The sequence below is a fragment of the Novosphingobium sp. P6W genome, assembly GCF_000876675.2.
In the GTDB taxonomy this organism is placed as follows: Bacteria; Pseudomonadota; Alphaproteobacteria; order Sphingomonadales; family Sphingomonadaceae; genus Novosphingobium.
Window position 1 is genome coordinate 3,145,671 of sequence record NZ_CP030352.1, and the last position, 18,357, is coordinate 3,164,027.

Consider the following 18,357-nt stretch of genomic DNA (forward strand, 5'->3'; position numbering starts at 1 on the left):
CAGGGCAACTCGCATCGAGGCCCTGGATCATTGCTTCGCAGCTCGGCTCCTGAAGAGCCGGGCGGGATCAGTGGTGAGCCGTTTCGCCGATCACGGGAAGCGTCTCGAACTGGTGGAAAGGCGGCGGGCTGGAGAGCGTCCACTCAAGCGTGGTCGCGCCTTCGCCCCAGTAGTTGTCTCCCACCTTCTTGCCGGCGACGTAGGCATAGATGATGTTGACGAACCATACGACCAGGCTGCTCGCCATGACCATGTAGCCGATCGTCGCGATGTGGTTCCAGTATTCGTATGCCTCGGCGTAATCCGGGTAGCGGCGCGGCATGCCCTGCAGACCCAGGAAGTGCATCGGGAAGAAGATCATGTTCACGCCGATGAAGAAGATCACGAAGTGGACATGCGCCAGGAATTCCGAGTGCATCTTGCCGCTCATCTTCGGGAACCAGTAGTAGAACCCTGCGAAGAGCGCGGTCACCGCACCCAGCGACAGCACGTAGTGGAAGTGTGCGACCACATAGTACGTGTCGTGCATCACGTCATCCACGCCGCCGTTCGCCAGCACGACGCCAGTGACGCCGCCCACGGTGAACAGGAAGATGAAGCCCAGCGCCCAGACCATCGGCGACTTGAACTCGACCGAACCGCCCCACATCGTCGCGATCCACGAGAAGATCTTGATGCCGGTGGGCACCGCGATGACCATGGTGGCGGCGGTGAAATACATCTTGGTGTTCACCGACAGGCCGGTTGCATACATGTGGTGCGCCCACACGATGAAGCCGACGACGCCGATGGCGACCATGGCGTAGGCCATGCCGAGGTAGCCAAACACCGGCTTCTTCGAGAAGGTCGAGACGATCTGCGAGATGATGCCGAAGCCGGGCAGAATCATGATGTAGACTTCGGGGTGGCCGAAGAACCAGAACAGGTGCTGGTACAGGATCGGATCGCCGCCGCCGGAAGCGTCGAAGAAGGTGGTGCCGAAGTTGCGGTCGGTCAGCAGCATGGTGATCGCGGCGGCCAGAACCGGCAGCGAGAGCAGCAGCAGGAACGCCGTGACCAGCATCGACCATACGAACAGCGGCATCTTGTGGATGGTCATCCCAGGCGCGCGCATGTTGAGAATGGTGGTGATGAAGTTGATCGCGCCCATGATCGAGCCTGCACCGGCAAGGTGCAGCGCGAAGATGCCGAAATCGACGGCGGGCCCGGGCGAACCGCTGGTCGACAGCGGCGCATAGACGGTCCAGCCGGTGCCAGCGCCGTTACCCGTGCCGCCCGGCACGAACGGCGACACCATCAGCGACAGGAAGCCGGCCACCGTCATCCAGAACGAGATGTTGTTCATGCGCGGGAAGGCCATGTCCGGCGCGCCGATCATGAGCGGCACGAACCAGTTGCCGAAGCCGCCGATCATCGCCGGCATGACCATGAAGAACACCATGATCAGACCGTGCGCAGTGATCAGGACGTTCCAGGTATGCAGCGTCGTGTTGAAGTCGGGGTTCACCGCGCCGAACCAACGGGCGAAGGTATCGAGATACTGGATGCCCGGATGGGCAAGCTCGACGCGCATCATGCCCGAGAAGGCACCGCCCACGATCCCCGCGATGATCGCGAAGATCAGGTACATCGTACCGATGTCCTTGTGGTTGGTGGACATGAACCAGCGGGCGAAGAACGCCGGCTTGTGTTCATGATCGTGATGCCCGTGTTCTTCCGAGTGAGCCTGGAAGTGGTCAGCGGTGGTTGCCATGGTCTGGACCCTGTCCTGAATTTTCTATTATTCGGCTTCGGCGGTTGCGTCGGCGGCGGGAGCCGCTTCGGACGCGTCCGCTACCGGGGCGGGCACCGCAGCAGCGGCTGCCGACTTCTTCTTGCCGGTGTCGATCTCGGCACCGGCGTGGGTCAGGACCCAGGCATTGTATTTGTCGCGCGGCAGGGCCTCGACGGCGATCGGCATGTACCCATGCTTCGCACCGCACAGTTCCGAGCACTGGCCATAATAGACGCCCGGCTTTTCGACCACGAGGACCTTCTCGTTGATGCGGCCAGGCACGGCGTCCAGCTTGAACCACAGTGAAGGCACGGCGAACGAGTGGATCACGTCGGCTGCGGTAATCTGGAGACGGATGGGTTCACCCACCGGCACGACCATGCGGTTGTCGACTTCGAGGTGCGAGGGGCCGTCCCAAGGCTTGGAGCCGACTTCGCGTACGCCGTTGTTGATGGTCGGCGCGCCGGGGACGTTCAGCATGTTCGAGATAACCTCGAAGTCGCCGTTGTCCGGGTAGCCGTAAGTCCAGAACCACTGGTTGCCGGTGACCTTGATGGTCAGCGCGCCTTCGGGGGCGGGCTTGTACTGCTTGGCGATCAGGTCGATCGAGGGGACCGCGATGCCGATCAGGATCAGCACCGGAACCAGCGTCCACACGACTTCGAGGATCGTGTTATGGCTGGTCTTCGAGGCGACCGGGTTGCGGCGGCGGTTGAACCGCACCGCGATGACCGCCAGCAAAATCAGCACCAGCACGCAGATGGCGGTGATGATCGGCATCAGGATGATGTTGTGGATCCACTCACCATATTCGCCGGTCTTGGAGAACTGGGTCTGCAGCCCGTAGGCGCCGTCGATCGGCATGCCGATGCCTTCGACCGGCTTCATCGGGGTGTAGCTGCCCGCACCGGAAGCCATGGCGGCTCCCTGCGCGGCGCCGGTGGCGATGGCGGACGGCGCAGCGGGCGCATCCTGCGCAAAAGCGGGAACAACGGCGGTCAGGGCAGCGACGGCGGATATCCCGAGGGCTCCGATCGTCTGCCCCAGGCCATGAGAAATTTTGCCGAATGCCATGGTTTTTTGCGCTTCCACTTCCTTCGAACGCGCGATCCGGCTTGCCCCGTCCCACGCGCACCCCTGTTATGGAGGCGTTCGCCCCCTTTGGGCCGGGCTATACGCGCGCTTGCCGCGTGTCTCAAGCGCCTCTAGGGGAATTTTTGACGCAAGGCGCAGTGTAACTGTGCCAGATCAATAAAAATCGCACCAAGGGTAACGTCCGTAATGCTCGAAGAAGAGGTCCTCGCCGAGTTCCGTGCCAGCAAGGCTTTGCTGGAAGGTCACTTCCTGCTTTCCTCCGGCCGTCATAGCGCACACTATCTGCAATGCGCGCGAGTACTGATGAATCCCGACCGCGCAGCAAGGCTTGCCGTGGCAATTGCCGCCAAGCTGCCGCACGACATCCGCAGGCAGATCGCCAAAGTCGTCTCCCCGGCGATGGGCGGCGTCATCATCGGCCAGGAGATGGGCCGTGCGCTTCAGGTCGACGCGATGTTCGTCGAGCGCCCCACCGGCACTTTCGAACTGCGCCGCGGTTTCTCGCTGGAACCGGGCGACAAGGTGCTGATGGTGGAAGACGTGGTGACCACGGGCCTCTCCAGCCGCGAAGCCATCAAGGCGATCGAGGAAGCTGGCGGCGTGGTCATCGCCGCGGCCTCGCTGGTTGACCGTTCGGCCGGGTCGGTAGACCTTGGCGTGCCGTTCTTCCCGCTCGTCGCGCTCAACTTCCCGACGTATGCGCCGGACGAACTGCCGCCCGAACTCGCTTCCAGCCCGGCTATCAAGCCCGGCAGCCGGGCACAGGCCTGATCCTTCCTTCGCCGCGCTCAGGATGAGCGGACCCCAAGTTCAGGATGAACGGATGAACGTGCACAACCCTTCGCGGCTTCGCCTCGGCGTCAACATCGACCACGTCGCGACGATCCGAAACGCGCGCGGCGGGATGCATCCCGATCCCGCGCGCGCCGCGCAGATCGTGGCGCAGGCGGGCGGCGACGGCATCACCGTGCACCTGCGCGAAGATCGCCGTCACATCCGCGACGAAGACCTGTTCCGGGTGTTCGAGGCGACCGGCCTGCCCATCAATCTGGAAATGGCCGCGACCGATGAAATGCTGGAGATCGCGCTGCGCCACGCGCCGCACGCCGCCTGCATCGTGCCCGAACGGCGCGAGGAGCGCACGACGGAAGGCGGCCTCGACGCCGCCGGCCAGCACAACCGCCTCGCCCCCATCGTCGCCCGGCTGACCGACGCTGGCATCCGCGTCAGCCTGTTCATCGCCCCCGAGCCGCGCCAGATCGAAGCGGCGATGAAGCTGGGAGCGCCGGTCGTTGAATTCCACACCGGCGAATATGCCCATGCCGAAGGCGAACAGGTCCAGCTCGAACTGCGCCGGATCGTCGACATGGCCGCGCTTGCCGCGAAGAACGGCATCGAGCCGCATGCCGGGCATGGCCTGACTTACGACAATGTTCAGCCCATCGCGGCGATTCCGCAACTGGCGGAACTCAACATCGGACACTACCTCATCGGCGAGGCGATCTTCTGCGGGCTGGACGTCAGCGTGAAGAAGATGCGCGCGCTGATGGACGAGGTGCGGTGATGGAAAAGACGGCGGTGGAAGCTCCGGCAACGGCAGGCGCGGCATGATCATCGGGCTCGGTTCTGACTTGTGCAACATCGAGCGAATCCAGAATTCGCTCGACCGCTTCGGCGACCGGTTCCTCAATCGCGTGTTCACCGAGGTCGAGCGTGCCAAGGCAGCCCGCCGCCCGCATACCATAGCCGGCACGCTGGCCAAGCGCTTCGCCGCGAAGGAGGCCTTCTCCAAGGCGGTTGGAACCGGCTTCAAGGCCGGCGTGTTCATGAAGGACATCGGCGTCGTCAACGCAAAGTCCGGTGCGCCTACCCTGGAGCTTACCGGCGGTGCGAAGAAACGGCTCGATTCGTTGATTCCCGAGGGCCACGAAGCCGTGGTTCACCTGACGCTCACCGACGACCACCCATGGGCACAGGCCTTCGTCATCATCGAAGCCCGTCCGGTTACCCCGATCAGCGCCTGAAGCCGAGTTCCTCCGCGACCATGACCAACCAGACCGCCCTTCCCGGCAGCAAAACCCTGATCCCGCCGGCTGAAGAAAAGAAGCCGACAGCGCCAGCCACTAATTGGGTGCAGGAACTGCGCGGCCTGGCTTTCATGTTGCTGGGGGTGCTCGCGTTCCATTCGTTCATCGCCAAGCCGTTCTACATCCCGTCGATCTCGATGATGCCAGGACTGCTCGTGGGCGACCGGCTGGTGGTATCGAAGTACCCCTATGGCTGGAACTGGTCGTCGCTCAGCTTTCACCTGCTACCGCGCGCGCCATGGCGGATCCTGGGGCAGACCCCGCAATACGGCGATGTCGTCATCGTCGTGCCGGGCAACCGCAAGGCGGACCTCATCAAGCGCGTGGTCGCCCTGCCGGGGGACCGGATTGCCGTGATCGACGGGCGCATCCGCCTAAACGGCAAATTCATCGAGCGCGAGATCGAACCGCCAGTACAGATCGCAGCCGATGACAAGCTCACCTGCGAAGGCCAGGAGCCCGGCCATTGCTATGATGGTTTCGGCCAGTACCGCACCCGCCTGCCCAGCGGCCGCGAGGTTTACGAATTGCCGACCTACCGTGAAACCCTGCCCAACGGCGCGAGTTATCAGGTGATCGACTATATCGACCAGGACCTCGACAATTATGCGGAGATCACCTTGCCCGAAGACCATGTCTTCCTGATGGGCGACGACCGTGACCGTTCGGCCGACAGCCGCGCGCCGTTTTATGTCAACAGCCGGGGCGAGCCTGACGGCGGCCTGGGTGGTCCTGTTCCGCTGTCGAACATCGGCGGGCGGGCGGAATTCATCACTTTCTCTCTCGACGGCACCCAAGGCTGGAATCCGCTGACCTGGTGGAGCGCCATGCGCGATGGCCGTGCCTTCACCAGCCTGCGCCCCCGCATCGACGCGGCCAAGTGACGGCGGCCGAAACCGAAGCCGAAGACCTCGCGCCCCGGCGCGCGGGGCCGACCGACATCGCCGACCCGCTGATCCGGCACGAGGCCCGCAAGGCTTTCGTGTGGATCGGCATGGTCGCGCTTTTCGCGCTGGGCGTGTTCCTTTCGCAATCGCTGCTGGTCATCTTCGGCGGCGTGGTCTTCGCAGCGCTGATCGACGGCGGTGCGCGGATGATCGGCAGGGTGCTGCCGATCGGGCGGGGCTGGCGCGTTGCGATGGTGCTGGTGGCATCGCTGCTGTTCCTGTTCTGGCTGGGCCGCTTCGCCGGTAGCCAGATCACGCAGCAGGCGGCCGAACTTCCCGACACCATCGAAAGCCAGTTCCATCGCGGCCTCGCCTGGCTGCAACAGCACGGCATGGAAGTGCGAGTGCGCGACGTACGCTCGATCGCGCAGGAGGCCATGGGCGGCATCAGCCAGGTCACCGCCGTGCTGGGCGGCCTGTTCGGGGCCCTCACCACGCTGTTCCTGATCCTGGTGCTGGGCATCTACATGGCAATGGAGCCGCGCCTCTATCGCCGGGGAGTAGGCTGGATGCTGCCGGTGGACCGGCGCGTCCACTTCGAGGCGACTGCGCAGGTCATGGGCCGCGCCCTGCGCCGCCTGCTTCTGGGCCGCGTCATCGGCATGACCGTTGAGGGCCTTTTCACCTGGTGCATGCTGCAATTCTACGGCGTGCCGATGGCCGCATTGCTGGGCCTTATCACCGCCCTACTAGCGTTCCTGCCCAACATCGGCGCGCCGATCTCGGGAGCGATCATGGTCATGGTCGGCTTCTCGGTCAGCGCCGAAATGGGGATATACACGATCTTCGTCTACGTGCTGATCCACTTGATCGATGGCTACCTGATCGTACCCTACATCGCCCGCAAGACGGTTGACCTGCCGCCCGCGCTGGTGCTGGCTGCACAGCTTATCATGGGCGTCCTGTTCGGCCTGCTGGGCCTTGCTCTCGCCGATCCGCTGGTGGCGATGATCAAGATCTGGCTTGAGCGCGAGGCGGCCCGCAACGGCGGTGAGCCAGCCGAAAAACTGGCGAACGTGGAGCATTCCTGACGCCATGGCGCGCAAATTCCTGTATTTGATAGCAGGCGTCACCGTCCTGTTGCTGGCGCTGTTGCTTGCCCTGCGCCTGTGGTCGGAGGACCTGACTGAGATGGCTTTCGTGCCCGGCGTCTCCTTCGCCGGACAGCAGGCCCTGCCTCCCGAATCCTGGGAGAACCCGGCGATGTGGGCGGCGCGCCCCGGCCTCAAGGACGATCCATCGTCATGGCTTCCTCCCGGCGTTACGGCGCCGGAACAGAAGCTGCCGGTCGCCGTGTTCTTCGTCCATCCCACCAGCTATGTCGCGCGCGATGCCTGGAACGGCTCGCTGGACGATGCCACCAGCCGCCAGCGCACAGCGCTGTTCGTGAAGGGCATGGCCAGCCCCTTCAACGAGGCCGAGGCGCTCTGGGCTCCGCGCTATCGCCAGGCGGCGATTGGCGCCTTCCTCACCGCCAGACCCGAGGCGGCACAAGCGCTTGACCTCGCGTATGGCGACGTCCTTGCCGCCTTCGAGATCTTCACCCGGCACCTGCCCGAAGGCCAGCCCATTGCGCTGGCCGGGCACAGCCAAGGCGCATTCCTGCTGCGCCGCCTCCTACGCGACCGCGTCGCCGGCACCCCGCTTGCAAAGCGCCTGGTTGGGGCCTGGGTGATTGGCTGGCCGGTCTCGATGGAACACGACCTGCCGAAAATGGGCCTGCCCGCCTGCGAACGGGCCGATCAGGCTGGCTGTGTGGTCAGCTGGCTCTCGGTCGCCGATCCGGCTGATACCGAGATGCTGGTGAAGGCCTATGCCCGCCGCACCGGACTGGACGGCAAGTCCGTAGCCGGCAGCGCGTTCCTGTGCACAAATCCCCTCACCGGGACGCCGGGCACAAGTTCGGATGACGGTGCGAACCTGGGCACGCTCGTCCCCGATTTCGCGACAAGCGGCGGTACGCTGGCTGCCCAGGTGGTGCCTGCTGCCTGCGGCCCCGATAATTTCCTCCACATCGGCCCGCCGCCCAAGCTCGACCTTGGGCCTTACGTGCTTCCCGGAAACAACTACCACCTCTATGACGTGACGCTGTTCTGGGCCAATCTGAGGGCCGATTTCGAAAGGCGCGTCGCAGCATGGCAGAAGACACAGGCGCAAAAGTGACCGCAGCGGTCACCACCAGCGCACTGGATTTCCGGGCCGAGCTGCCCCAGGCCGGCGCCCTGCTCGCCTTGGACCTTGGGACGCAGACCATCGGCACCGCGTTCTGCGATCCCGGGTGGCGCTTCGCTTCGCCCGGAAAGACCATCAAGCGCGGCAAGTTCGGCGCCGACAAAGCGCTGATGGAGGCGCTGATCCGCGAACGCTCGGTCAAAGGCGTTGTCATCGGCCTGCCGCTCAACATGGACGGTTCGGAAGGCCCCCGCTCGCAGTCGAGCCGCGCCTATGCCCGCAACCTTTCCGTACTGGGCCTGCCTATCCTGCTGTGGGACGAGCGCTGGTCCACCTCCTCCGCCGAACGCGGCCTGATCGAACAGGACATGAGCCGCGCGAAGCGGGCAACCCGCATCGATTCGGCAGCGGCGGCGGTCATCCTGCAAGGCGCCATCGACGCGCTCGTCGGCGGCAGGTTCTAGGGCGAAATCGCCCGGCGCCGCGCCGCTGCGGCCGCCTCCACGACGCGGCTTCCGCAAGCCTCGGCCTCGGCCCACACAGCGTCCTGTGCCTCTCGGTTACCGGCGCAAGCCGCCAGCGCACGCCACGCGGATAGCCGCATGCGGTCACTTGGGTGATGGCGGCCGAATCGGGCCGCAAGGTCCTTCGCCTCCTCCCCGCCAAGCGCGACCGCGATGCGCAGGAACGCCTCGCTGGGACCATGGCCCAGGACCCGCGCGATGCAGCCCGCCTCCACGTCGAACAGGTAGTGGTCCATCCATCCTTTGGCTGCATGTTCGTGCGACAGGGTCAGCGCCACCGAAAGCGATTGCGGCGGATGCACGACGTGTATGTCGCGGTGAGCGCGGTAGTGAAACAGGGCGCCCGGCTCGAGCCGGGACCGCCCGAGCGGATGCAGATCGACCGGCTCGCCCCTCCAGCCCGCCACCGTTTCGTAGCGATATTCGTAATTCTCGAACTCCACGCCGGGGCCGAAATAGCCAAGTACGAGGAAGTCGTGATGGTGGTCATGCGCCGTCCCGTATGCGAAGGCTTCGGGCCCGCTGGCGCGCAGGACGTTTTCCTCCTGCGAAGGCCAGATGCTGGCGCTGAGCGAGAAATTGCCGCGTCCCGGTGCAGCAAGGACGATGCGGTTGGTTTCGCCCACATCGATGCCGACCTCTCCGGCAGGCGGCCGCCCCGCCAGCATGCCGATAAGCAGGTCGCCCAGGAAATCACGGTCGTTGCCCAGTCGCCGCAACCAGTGCGCCGCATGCGCGATACTCTCCTCCTCGGCCGGGTCGAAGCCCCAGACCGCCAGCGCATCGCGTACTTCCTCCACAGAGGCCGACGTGGGATCGGTCGATTCGATCAGCCAGGCCATGCAGCGCCGCCTTGCAAATCCGGCCGCGATGCCAGCAATTGCTCCAGCAACGCGCCCGCCTGCACCCCGAGCGAATCCTCAGGGTCGGCGGCAACCTGCGCCAGGAGTTCCATTCCGGCCAGCGCATCCAGCACGATGACTTCACGCAAGGCCTGCCAGCGCATCGCATCGCCGCCGCCGCCCAGAGCAGCGCGCGCCATCTGCGGCACCGCGTCGATCCGGTTCATGCGGCCCAACAGCGCCATGGCCAATTCGGCGCGGCTATCCTCCTTACGCGCGCTTGCCTGATGCACGAGCGCGCCATCGGCCAGCGCATATTCGCGCACCGGCTCATGCTCGTCCAGTTGGCGTTCCAGTTGCAACATCGCCATCGACCCGTCGACACTGCGCACTTCGACCGCTTCGTTCGGGCCATGGCGATAGTGAAGGTCGCCGGCGGTGAACGCGCAAAGCTCTGTTTTTAGCCCGCCTTCGTCATCGCGCAGCGCCCGGTCCCCCTTACAGGATCCCACCAGCACCAGCGCCCAGTTCTCCACCGGACGGAACCGCGCGGTTCGGGCCGCCGGAAGCAAGGCAAGCGCCGTCCCGTCGTAGGCCGATAGCGTCAGCCTGGCGCTGCCCGACTGTGCCAGCACCAGCAGCGGCGCGGCATCGCGGCTGCCATGGCTCAGCGGCAACTGGCCAAGCGGGTTGCCGTCCAACGCCGCGAGCCCGGCATCGACCAGGCTGCGCGAGAAGGCCAGCGCCCGCCCGCTGGCAGGGTCGAACAGCAAGGCCAGAGCGCCGCATCTTTGAAGGGGCGCGCCTGCGCCGAAGCGCTTCATCGCCGCCAGCACCGGCGCCACCACCGGCTCCGCCCGCCACGCCGCGAGCGCCCTGCTCAAGGCCTATTGCCCGCGCTCCCATTCAATGTGGTCCTGGCGAAGGCTCGCCAGTGGTCCGCGCAGTTCCATGAGGACCGCGTCAGTCTTCGCGGTGAAACGGGTAGAGGCAGGACATCAGTTCGGCGTTGTTGTCATCGCCGGCATCGATCCGCACCAGATCATTGCGGCTACAAAACACGCCGGTGGGCACGTCGAGGTCGGGCAGTTCGGCGCGATCGACGCGCACGACCTCATGCGACGTCGTCGCCGCATCATCACGCTGAGTTGCCATGCTGGAAGCCCTCATGAAGAACGCCCTGCCGCAACCCCGACCATGTGCTGAATTAAAAAACTGTCATCGGCAATCTCAACCAGCCTAAGCCGGTGCTGCGTATAATTTTGTTATATATCAGCAATAAGCGCGATTTGGTAAACCCGTTTGCAAGCCGTTGTTCCTAGACAGTGGCATCACCGCGCCTCTCGAAGGTTAACGCTTCAAAGAGGGGCGCGCAAAACGACCGTCAAACCCGCTATTCGGTCACGCACCGACGCGTCATCGCTTTCCAGCCGAACGGCATCGGCCCTGGCCCTGTCGAGCACGGCTGGGGAAACTCGCGAATCGTGCACGATGACATCGGCGGTGCCTAGAAGGCGGGCCTCGCGCAGGGTAAGGTCTTCGGGGTCATCGCTGCGCAGGGCAATCTCTGCAAGCCCAGCCTCGCCTGCGGGCGCGCCGGCCAGCCATACCGGGATGTGGGCCGCACTGTCCTCCGCCAGCGGATCGAGCGCCCCGCCCGCCGCCAGAGCCGCATCGAGCGCACGGCGCCTTTCGCCTGCCCCGGGAAAGCGCTGCCGCAAAGCCGCCCGCGATGCGCCCAAGCCGGAAGCGAGCGCGCCCAGCGACTGGGGCAGCAGCGCTTCCAGGCGCAGCCGCAGTTGCTTGGCAAGACCTGCCGAAGCGCCTCCGGTGCCGATCGCCACCAGAACCGGCGAGCGGTCGAGGATCGAGGGCACGGTGAAATCACATAGCGCCGGGCGGTCGGTAGCGTTGACCAGCATTCCGGCGGCGCGGGCCTGGGCCACGGCAGCTTCGGCCACCGCGTCGTCTTCAAGGGCTATGAAGGCGAGGCGGGCGCCGCTGGCGATCCCGTCCCGCAGGTCGGTTACGATGATGGCTCCGGCCCGCTCGACCAGACGCCGCTTGGCCTCCCCCGCCTCACCCTCGCCCAGCACCACGACCGGCCGCCCTGTGATGCGGTGGAAAAGAGGAAGCGTTTCGATCATCCGGTCACGCTACCAAGCTCGCTCCGCCGCGACTAGGCCCTGCCCTACCGACAAGGCCCGCCGCCGCTGTCAGTCCAGCCAATCAGGCACCTGCTCGGCGGCGAGGATCGCGGCGGGTTCGATGCGGTTGGCGACGATCGCCCACCTGTCACCGTCGACCATGACTTCCGGCACTAGCGGGCGGCTGTTGTAGGTGTTGGCCATCGTCGCGCCGTAAGCGCCGGCGGTGCGGAAGATCGCAAGGTCGCCCGCCTTCACCGCATCGATGTCGCGGGCCATCGCGAACGTGTCCGAGCTTTCGCAGATCGGGCCGACGATGTTGGCGATCATGCTTTCGCCCGAAGGCTTCACCGCCGCGAAATCGTGCCAGGCATCGTACATCGCCGGGCGGGCAAGGTCGTTCATCGCTGCATCGACGACGATCCACGGCTTGTCCGTGCCCTGCTTCACGCGCACGACTTCGGTGACGAGCACGCCGGAATTGCCGGTGATGACACGGCCCGGCTCGAACATCAGGGTGACGCCCCAGTCCTGCGCCACGTCGCTGACCATGCGGCCATAGTCGGCCGGAGTCGGCAGTACGTCGTCCGCCTTGTAAGGCACACCAAGCCCGCCGCCGAGGTCCATGTGCGTGACCGACTGGCCCTTTTCGCGAAGGGCCATCATCAGCGCGCCCATCTTGATGAAGGCCTGCCGCGAAGGCTCCAGATCGCTGATCTGACTGCCGATGTGAACGGCAAGGCCGCGCATATCGAGGCCCGGCAGCGCAGAAAGCCGCACGTAGATGTCGGCAGCGCGGTCGTATGCCACGCCGAACTTGTTCTCCGCCTTGCCGGTGGAAATCTTGGCGTGGGTCCGCGCATCGACATCCGGGTTCACGCGCAGGGTGCAGATCGCCCGGACGCCGAGGTCCACGGCGATCTCGGAGAGTTCGACGCCTTCTTCCTCGCTCTCGAGGTTGAACTGGCCGATACCGGCGCGCAGCGCCGCGATCAGTTCGGCGCGGGTTTTGCCCACGCCCGAGAAGACGATGTCCTCAGGCTTCATCCCGGCTGCCAGCGCGCGGTTCATCTCGCCTTCGGAGACGACGTCGGCGCCGTACCCTTCCTTGGCCAGCAGGCGCAGCACCGCTAGGTTGGGGTTCGATTTCACCGCAAAGGCGATGTGCACCTTGGGCAGCGCGGAAAGCGCTTCGCGGAATACCCTGGCGTGGCGCGACAGCGTGGCGCGCGAATAGACGTAGACCGGGGTGCCCACCTCCCGCGCGATGGCGGCGAGCGGAACCTGTTCGGCGTGAAGTTCGCCGCCGGTGTTTGCAAAATGATCCATGGAAGTTTTCTGGCCTTATTGAGGCTTGGCTGATTCGGGCTTGGCAGCTTCGGGTTGCGGCGATTCCGGCGGCGGAAGATCGAAAGGATCGTCTTCGCGCTGCTCGGAACGGGTACGCAGTTCGACGCTGCGCTCTGGAATGGCCTGAGTGGGTAGCTTCAGCAGTTCGGCCGCAGCCGGCCGGTCCGCACGGCCGTAAGGCGCGGGCGGCAGCTGCTGGCCCGGTTGGAGCCCCAGCGCCGAACGCTGCCCGCAGGCAGCAAGCGCCGCCAGCATCAGGATAACCGCGACCTTACGCATCAACACCTACTCCAGACCGAGCGCATCGCGGGCATCCGCCACGCGCAGGCGCACCTGCTCGGGCGCGGTGCCGCCGTGCGATTTGCGCGCGGCGACCGAAGCCTCGACCGAGAGCGCCTTGAATACGCGTTCGTCGATGCGGCTGTCGATGGCCTTGAGGTCTTCCAGCGGCAACTTGTCCAGCGCCGTGCCCCGGCTCTCGGCCAGTTTGACCGCGGCGCCGGTGATGTGGTGCGCCTCGCGGAAGGGAATGTCGGCCTGACGAACCAGCCAGTCGGCCAGGTCGGTGGCGGTGGCAAACCCCAGTTCGGCGGCGGCGAGCATGCGCTCAGTACGGAACTTCGTTTCCGCAACCATGCCGGTCATCGCCGCGATCGACAGGGCGAGCAAGCCGGCCGCTTCGAAAACCGGCGGCTTGTCGTCCTGCATGTCCTTCGAATAGGCGAGCGGCAGGCCCTTCATCGTCATCATCAGCGCCATCAGGCAGCCCGAGATGCGCCCCGAATGGCCGCGCACCAGTTCAGCCGCGTCGGGATTCTTCTTCTGCGGCATGATGGAGCTGCCGGTCGACAGTGCATCGGGCAGCGTGACGAAACCGAAGGGCTGGCTGGCCCAGATGATGAACTCTTCAGCAAGGCGCGACAGGTGCAGCGCGCACTGGGTGGCCGCCATCAGGTAATCGAGGGCGAAATCGCGGTCGGACACCGAATCGAGGCTGTTGTCGGTCGGCGCGTCGAAACCCAGCGCCTGCGCGGTCATCAGCCGGTCGATCGGAAAGCCGGTGCCGGCCAGTGCGGCGGCGCCCAGCGGGCTGCGGTTCATGCGCCGCCGTGCGTCGGCAAAGCGCGAACGGTCGCGGCCGATCATCTCGTAATAGGCCATCAGGTGGTGGCCCAGAGTGACCGGCTGCGCGGTCTGGAGGTGGGTAAAGCCGGGCATGATCGAGCCGGCATGTTCCCCGGCGCGGGTCACCAGCGCGACCTGCAGCGCCTCCAGCCCCGACTGCGCCTGGTCCATCGCATCGCGCACCCAGAGGCGGAAGTCGGTCGCCACCTGGTCGTTGCGCGAACGGGCGGTGTGCAGGCGCCCCGCGACCGGGCCGATCAGCTGCGCAAGGCGCGATTCGGTGGTCATGTGGATGTCTTCGAGGTCCCAGTCCTCGGGCACGCCATTGGCTTCGTATTCGGCCGCAACGGCGTCCAGACCATCGCGGATGGTCACCGCATCCTCGCCCGAAACCACCCCACACGCGCCCAGCATCGCGACGTGCGCCTTGCTTGCCGCGATATCCTGACGCCACAATGCCTTGTCGAAGGGAATCGAGGCGTTTATCTCGCGCATGATCGCCGACGGTCCTTCCGCGAACCGTCCGCCCCACATCTTGTTGCCCGACTGGGCATTGGAGCCAACCGTCTTGCCCTCATCCAAATCGCTCAAGTCGCTCGTCCTGTGTTCGCTTGCCGGGGCATCGGCCCTCATGATCGCTGGATGCGATAGGCAAAGCGACAAGCAGGCGCAACCGCAGGCTTCGCAAGGCGCGCAGCCCGCCGATGGCGCGCAGACCCCTGCCAAGGCCGACAAGCTGGACCGTTCGCACAAGGGCGAAGCGATGCCGACGGTGTCGCTGGTCGACAATACCGGCGAAAGCCTCGACCTTGCCTCGTTCAAGGGCAAGCCGCTGCTCATCAACCTGTGGGCGACGTGGTGCGCGCCGTGCATCGCGGAAATGCCCACGCTGGCCAAGCTGATTGCCCGCGAGCCGGAACTGGGCGTCACCGTCCTGCCGATTTCGCAGGACATGGGACAGGCCGACAAGGTGGTGGAAATCCTGCGCCGCCGCGAGCTGGAGCAGATCCAGCCCTGGATCGACGAGCAGGGCGATCTGGGCTTCCAGTATGGCGGAAACCTGCCGGTCACGGTGCTGTTCGACGCCAAGGGCAAGGAAGTATGGCGCTATACCGGCGGCAACGACTGGACCAGCCCGGCCGCGCTCAAGCTGATCGCCGAAGCCAAGTAGTTCAGGTGATGGCCGGGTTTGGTTGATGAAGTACATGCGCGCGGCGCCCTTCATGTAAGGGACCGGGCGGTGGATGGATCGACGATGGAAAAGAGCCGGCGCGAAGGTAACAGGCGCGGGCGATGTAGGAAAACGCGCTCCTGCCCGGCCGGAGCGGGTTTCAGTTTTTGGGATACGAGATGACCCTTCATACCTGGTGGCTGTTCGTCGCCGCCGTGTTCCTGCTTTCGGGCACGCCCGGCCCCAACATGCTCCACATTCTGTCGCGCAGCGTCGAGATGGGGATGAAACGCAGCATCATCGCAATGGCCGGGTGCCTTTCCGCTATCGTGCTGGTGCTGTCGGCTTCGGCGGCGGGGCTGACCACGTTGCTGCTGGCCCTGCCCGGCGCCTTCGAGGTGCTGCGCTATGCAGGCGTTGCCTATCTGGTGTTCCTGGGCATCAAGGCGTGGCGCAGCAAGGTGACACCGCTGGACGTCGGCGATGCGCCGCTGCCGGTCGCGGTATCGGGCGCAGCGCTGTTTCGCGGCGGCTTTGCCATCGGCATCAGCAACCCCAAGCTGATCCTGTTCGCGGCCGCCTTCTTCCCGCAGTTCATCGACCCCGCCCTGCCCAAGGCGCCGCAGTTCGCGATTCTGGTCGGCTCTTTCGCGGTGGTGGAAACGTTCTGGTACGGCGTCTACGCATCGGGCGGGCGCTCGCTGTCGCGCTACCTCAGCCGCCCGGCGATCAAGCAGGCGTTCAACCGGGTGACCGGCGCGATCTTCATCGGGTTCGGGCTGGCGCTGCTGAAGATCAAGCCTTCCTGACCATCACGCTTTGCCCAGCCGGGAGCCGGCTTCCGGATACCCCGGCGGGGTGACCTGCGTGAACCAGATAAGGCGGCCCTGCGCCTTGTCCGGGTGGATGGCGAAGCGTTTTTCGGCATCGCCGATCAACGGCAGCCCCTTGCTGCGCAGATATGTGGCGGCACCGGCGGCATCCGCCACCTTGTAGACGAGGTGGTAGATGCCCTTCACGTCGCGCGCATGGTCGGCAAGGGGTGAGCCTTCCACGCCTTCCAGCGCCTCCAGCACGCTGTCGCCCATCGCAAAGGCGGCCACTTGTGCACCGGGCAGCGCGGGCGCCGAAATCTCCGGCCATTCGAGTTTTTCCGCGAACAATGCCCGCGCGTCCCGCAGCGAGGGGGCGCTGACGCCCACCGCCTGCAGGCCTTCGATCCCCAGCGGATGCGCATCGCGCCACCATGCGGGGGACCAACCGGCATCGCGGCGCGGATCGCCCGGCATGTCCTGCGCCACGATCTCAAGCCGCATGCCCATTGCCTGCCCCCTGGGCACCAGGAAATAGTGCGCTTCCATGCCGGGATCGTAATGCCGCCTGAACCCGCGCGCGGCGAACCAGGCATCGGCGGCGGCAAGGTCCGTGGCCTTGAGCGCGAGCCCGATCCACCGCATGGGCATGGCCGAGCGGCGCAGCATATCGCCCAGCGGGTTTCCTTCCATCGCCCCCCGTCCGGCCGGAGCGATGGGGATCAGCATCGTATCGCCCACCATCATCAGCGATTCCTCGCGGTCCAGCCCCAGCGCCTCCGTCTTGGGCGTGACGAGAATCTCGTAAGCGCGCTGCGCCCCAAAAACCCCTTCGAGAAATGCGTCGCAAGCCGGCCGCAGCGCATTGTCCGCCAGAGCCCAGCTTATATGGACGAGCGGGAACCGCATGAAAGGAAACCGCGTCTCAATACGTCTTCGGGCCGCCCGTCCCCATGAACTTCGCCAGGTTCATGTGCAGCGAGGCGACCGAGCGCTCCATGTAGGGATTGGGCTGCGCGCCCCGGAAACCCACGTTCTTCATGCCCTGCTGGACGGCGGCCATGTTGGTGAAATCCTGCTGCAGCACCGGCGGCCAGTCGGCAGGCTCGGTATATTCCCATTCGGTCCGGGGCGCCTCGCCCTCGGGGTAGAGTTCGTAGACGGCTGCCTCGAAGATGCACTTGTCCGGGTCGCCCTTGTAGGGCCGCGCCTGATAGCAGAGCATGTTGTTGACCGCGTGGCCGATCTGGAAGTTGGGGAAGATCTGCCACGCCGTCCCGGCCTTCGCCGTGTGCTGCGGGTCGACCTGCGCCCATTCCACGCCGCGTTCGGCATCTTCCCGGCGCGCCGTGCTGATCCAGTAGGCGGAAACTTCGGCGGGCGGCGTGCCTTCGGGCAGTTCGTCCTTCAGCCGGTTCGCCACCGCAACCAGCGTCGTGGTGGTGTTGGTATTGGCGTTTTCCCAGGTGAAGTTCTGCATGTCCGCCGTGGTCAGGCGCGGGTCTTCCCCGGCGCCCAGCCGCAGCTTGCCGGAGTCCTCCTCCTGCCCCTTGGGCGCGTCGTAGCCGATGTTGGAGTGCAGGCCCTGATTGCGCGCCCAGCCGCGGAACTGGCCGAATTCCATGAATTCGGGGTGAGTGGTGGAAACGTGGTAGGTTTCGCAGAAAGCCTCCATCGCGACCTTCCAGTTGCAGTCGAACACCACCCATTTGCGCCAGCGCGGGCGCATTTTCTCAAGGCCGTAAGGGTCCAGCATCCCGGCGGCCGGGTGCAGGTATTCGGCCAGAGGCATGGCTTCGGGATCGAGGGTGATCCAGATCCAGCCGCCCCAGCTTTCCACCCTGACCTTGCCCAGATCGGCAAGCCCGCCGCACAAGTGGCCCTGCCAGTCGTCCTGATGCTCGACATAAGTGTTGGTGCCTTCGAGGTCGAAGGTCCAGCCGTGGTAGCCGCAGATGAAGTTGGGGCGGCTGGCATGGGCGTTGCGCTGGCCCGGCGGGGTATCCACCAGCTTGCGGCCCCGGTGCGGGCAGACATTGTGGAAGGCGCGAATCTCGTCCGCCGAGGACCGTACCACGATCACCGAATCGTCGAGGATGTCGAACGTGATGTAGGCGCCGACCTGCTCGATATCCTCCATCCGCCCGGCTTGCAGCCATACCTTGCGCCACAGCTTGTCCCGCTCGGCCCGGGCGTATTCGGGGGAAGTGTAGGCTTCGGGGGGCACGTTGACCGGCGCGACCAGCTCTTCCGGCGCCTGCACGATCTTGCCAATTTCGCCCATGATTATCCTCACATCTTTATACCGATT

General features: G+C 65.4%; 20 protein-coding genes. 9 read left to right on the forward strand and 11 right to left on the reverse strand.

All coding sequences use genetic code 11. The features are described 5' to 3' along the window. Positions 1 to 67 precede the first annotated feature (67 nt). A complete protein-coding gene (gene ctaD, locus TQ38_RS15110) occupies positions 68 to 1,753 on the reverse strand; it encodes a cytochrome c oxidase subunit I (RefSeq protein ID WP_043971640.1) in 1,686 nt (561 codons plus the stop codon). Positions 1,754 to 1,780: 27 nt separating this feature from the next. Then, on the reverse strand, positions 1,781 to 2,848 hold the full coding sequence (coxB, locus tag TQ38_RS15115) for a cytochrome c oxidase subunit II (protein ID WP_043971641.1): 1,068 nt from the start codon (positions 2,846 to 2,848) through the stop codon (positions 1,781 to 1,783). A 207-nt stretch (positions 2,849 to 3,055) separates the two neighbouring features. Here coxB and pyrE point away from each other — a divergent pair, with 207 nt between their 5' ends. Genes pyrE through ruvX form a run of 7 tightly spaced genes read left to right on the forward strand, consistent with a single transcriptional unit; the run spans position 3,056 to position 8,539 of the window. After that, positions 3,056 to 3,640, forward strand: coding sequence for an orotate phosphoribosyltransferase (gene pyrE, locus TQ38_RS15120; protein ID WP_043971642.1), 585 nt, complete (start codon positions 3,056 to 3,058; stop codon positions 3,638 to 3,640). 52 nt (positions 3,641 to 3,692) lie between these two features. Beyond that, complete coding sequence (locus tag TQ38_RS15125; RefSeq protein ID WP_043971644.1) at positions 3,693 to 4,433, forward strand: pyridoxine 5'-phosphate synthase; 741 nt, start codon at positions 3,693 to 3,695, stop codon at positions 4,431 to 4,433. Positions 4,434 to 4,476: 43 nt separating this feature from the next. Beyond that, complete coding sequence (gene acpS, locus TQ38_RS15130; RefSeq protein WP_043971647.1) at positions 4,477 to 4,893, forward strand: holo-ACP synthase; 417 nt, start codon at positions 4,477 to 4,479, stop codon at positions 4,891 to 4,893. A gap of 20 nt (positions 4,894 to 4,913) precedes the next feature. Then, the gene (gene lepB / locus TQ38_RS15135; RefSeq protein ID WP_043971650.1) at positions 4,914 to 5,840 is read left to right on the forward strand and encodes a signal peptidase I; all 927 of its coding nucleotides are present in this window, start codon (positions 4,914 to 4,916) and stop codon (positions 5,838 to 5,840) included. Next, the gene (locus TQ38_RS15140; RefSeq protein WP_043971654.1) at positions 5,837 to 6,934 is read left to right on the forward strand and encodes an AI-2E family transporter; all 1,098 of its coding nucleotides are present in this window, start codon (positions 5,837 to 5,839) and stop codon (positions 6,932 to 6,934) included. The genes lepB and TQ38_RS15140 overlap by 4 nt, the downstream gene beginning before the upstream one ends. Before the next feature lie 4 nt (positions 6,935 to 6,938). Then, positions 6,939 to 8,066, forward strand: coding sequence for a DUF3089 domain-containing protein (locus TQ38_RS15145; RefSeq protein WP_043971657.1), 1,128 nt, complete (start codon positions 6,939 to 6,941; stop codon positions 8,064 to 8,066). Beyond that, positions 8,039 to 8,539, forward strand: coding sequence for a Holliday junction resolvase RuvX (gene ruvX, locus TQ38_RS15150; RefSeq protein ID WP_043971659.1), 501 nt, complete (start codon positions 8,039 to 8,041; stop codon positions 8,537 to 8,539). The genes TQ38_RS15145 and ruvX overlap by 28 nt, the downstream gene beginning before the upstream one ends. On the opposite strand, the gene TQ38_RS15155 is transcribed toward ruvX, so the two are convergent. From TQ38_RS15155 to argH, 7 genes are all read right to left on the reverse strand, one after another. After that, complete coding sequence (locus TQ38_RS15155) at positions 8,536 to 9,441, reverse strand: hypothetical protein (protein WP_043971662.1); 906 nt, start codon at positions 9,439 to 9,441, stop codon at positions 8,536 to 8,538. The two genes, ruvX and TQ38_RS15155, sit on opposite strands and share 4 nt — an antisense overlap. Continuing rightward, positions 9,429 to 10,325, reverse strand: coding sequence for a hypothetical protein (locus tag TQ38_RS15160; protein ID WP_240197903.1), 897 nt, complete (start codon positions 10,323 to 10,325; stop codon positions 9,429 to 9,431). Before TQ38_RS15160 ends, TQ38_RS15155 begins: the two co-directional genes overlap by 13 nt. A 79-nt stretch (positions 10,326 to 10,404) precedes the next feature. After that, positions 10,405 to 10,596: a hypothetical protein gene (locus tag TQ38_RS15165; protein WP_043971664.1), complete on the reverse strand. Its 192-nt coding sequence runs from the start codon at positions 10,594 to 10,596 to the stop codon at positions 10,405 to 10,407. Positions 10,597 to 10,799: 203 nt separating this feature from the next. Beyond that, positions 10,800 to 11,588 carry a bifunctional precorrin-2 dehydrogenase/sirohydrochlorin ferrochelatase gene (locus TQ38_RS15170; protein ID WP_043971666.1) on the reverse strand — a complete coding sequence of 263 codons (789 nt, stop codon included), beginning with the start codon at positions 11,586 to 11,588 and terminating at the stop codon, positions 10,800 to 10,802. A gap of 69 nt (positions 11,589 to 11,657) precedes the next feature. Continuing rightward, the gene (lysA, locus tag TQ38_RS15175) at positions 11,658 to 12,917 is read right to left on the reverse strand and encodes a diaminopimelate decarboxylase (RefSeq protein ID WP_043971668.1); all 1,260 of its coding nucleotides are present in this window, start codon (positions 12,915 to 12,917) and stop codon (positions 11,658 to 11,660) included. Between the two features lie 15 nt (positions 12,918 to 12,932). Next, on the reverse strand, positions 12,933 to 13,217 hold the full coding sequence (locus TQ38_RS15180) for a hypothetical protein (protein WP_043971670.1): 285 nt from the start codon (positions 13,215 to 13,217) through the stop codon (positions 12,933 to 12,935). A 6-nt stretch (positions 13,218 to 13,223) separates the two neighbouring features. Continuing rightward, the gene (gene argH / locus TQ38_RS15185) at positions 13,224 to 14,597 is read right to left on the reverse strand and encodes an argininosuccinate lyase (protein ID WP_043971672.1); all 1,374 of its coding nucleotides are present in this window, start codon (positions 14,595 to 14,597) and stop codon (positions 13,224 to 13,226) included. Between the two features lie 34 nt (positions 14,598 to 14,631). Between argH and TQ38_RS15190 the strand changes: the two genes are divergently transcribed. Both TQ38_RS15190 and TQ38_RS15195 read left to right on the forward strand, forming a co-directional pair. After that, positions 14,632 to 15,234 (forward strand): TlpA disulfide reductase family protein, encoded by a 603-nt coding sequence (locus TQ38_RS15190; RefSeq protein ID WP_043971853.1) that lies wholly within the window; start codon positions 14,632 to 14,634, stop codon positions 15,232 to 15,234. 179 nt (positions 15,235 to 15,413) lie between these two features. Further along, positions 15,414 to 16,043 carry a LysE family translocator gene (locus TQ38_RS15195; RefSeq protein WP_043971855.1) on the forward strand — a complete coding sequence of 210 codons (630 nt, stop codon included), beginning with the start codon at positions 15,414 to 15,416 and terminating at the stop codon, positions 16,041 to 16,043. 3 nt (positions 16,044 to 16,046) lie between these two features. On the opposite strand, the gene TQ38_RS15200 is transcribed toward TQ38_RS15195, so the two are convergent. After that, the gene (locus tag TQ38_RS15200) at positions 16,047 to 16,955 is read right to left on the reverse strand and encodes a glyoxalase (protein ID WP_043971674.1); all 909 of its coding nucleotides are present in this window, start codon (positions 16,953 to 16,955) and stop codon (positions 16,047 to 16,049) included. A 16-nt stretch (positions 16,956 to 16,971) separates the two neighbouring features. Then, complete coding sequence (locus tag TQ38_RS15205) at positions 16,972 to 18,330, reverse strand: SRPBCC family protein (RefSeq protein WP_043971676.1); 1,359 nt, start codon at positions 18,328 to 18,330, stop codon at positions 16,972 to 16,974. Positions 18,331 to 18,357 lie beyond the last annotated feature (27 nt).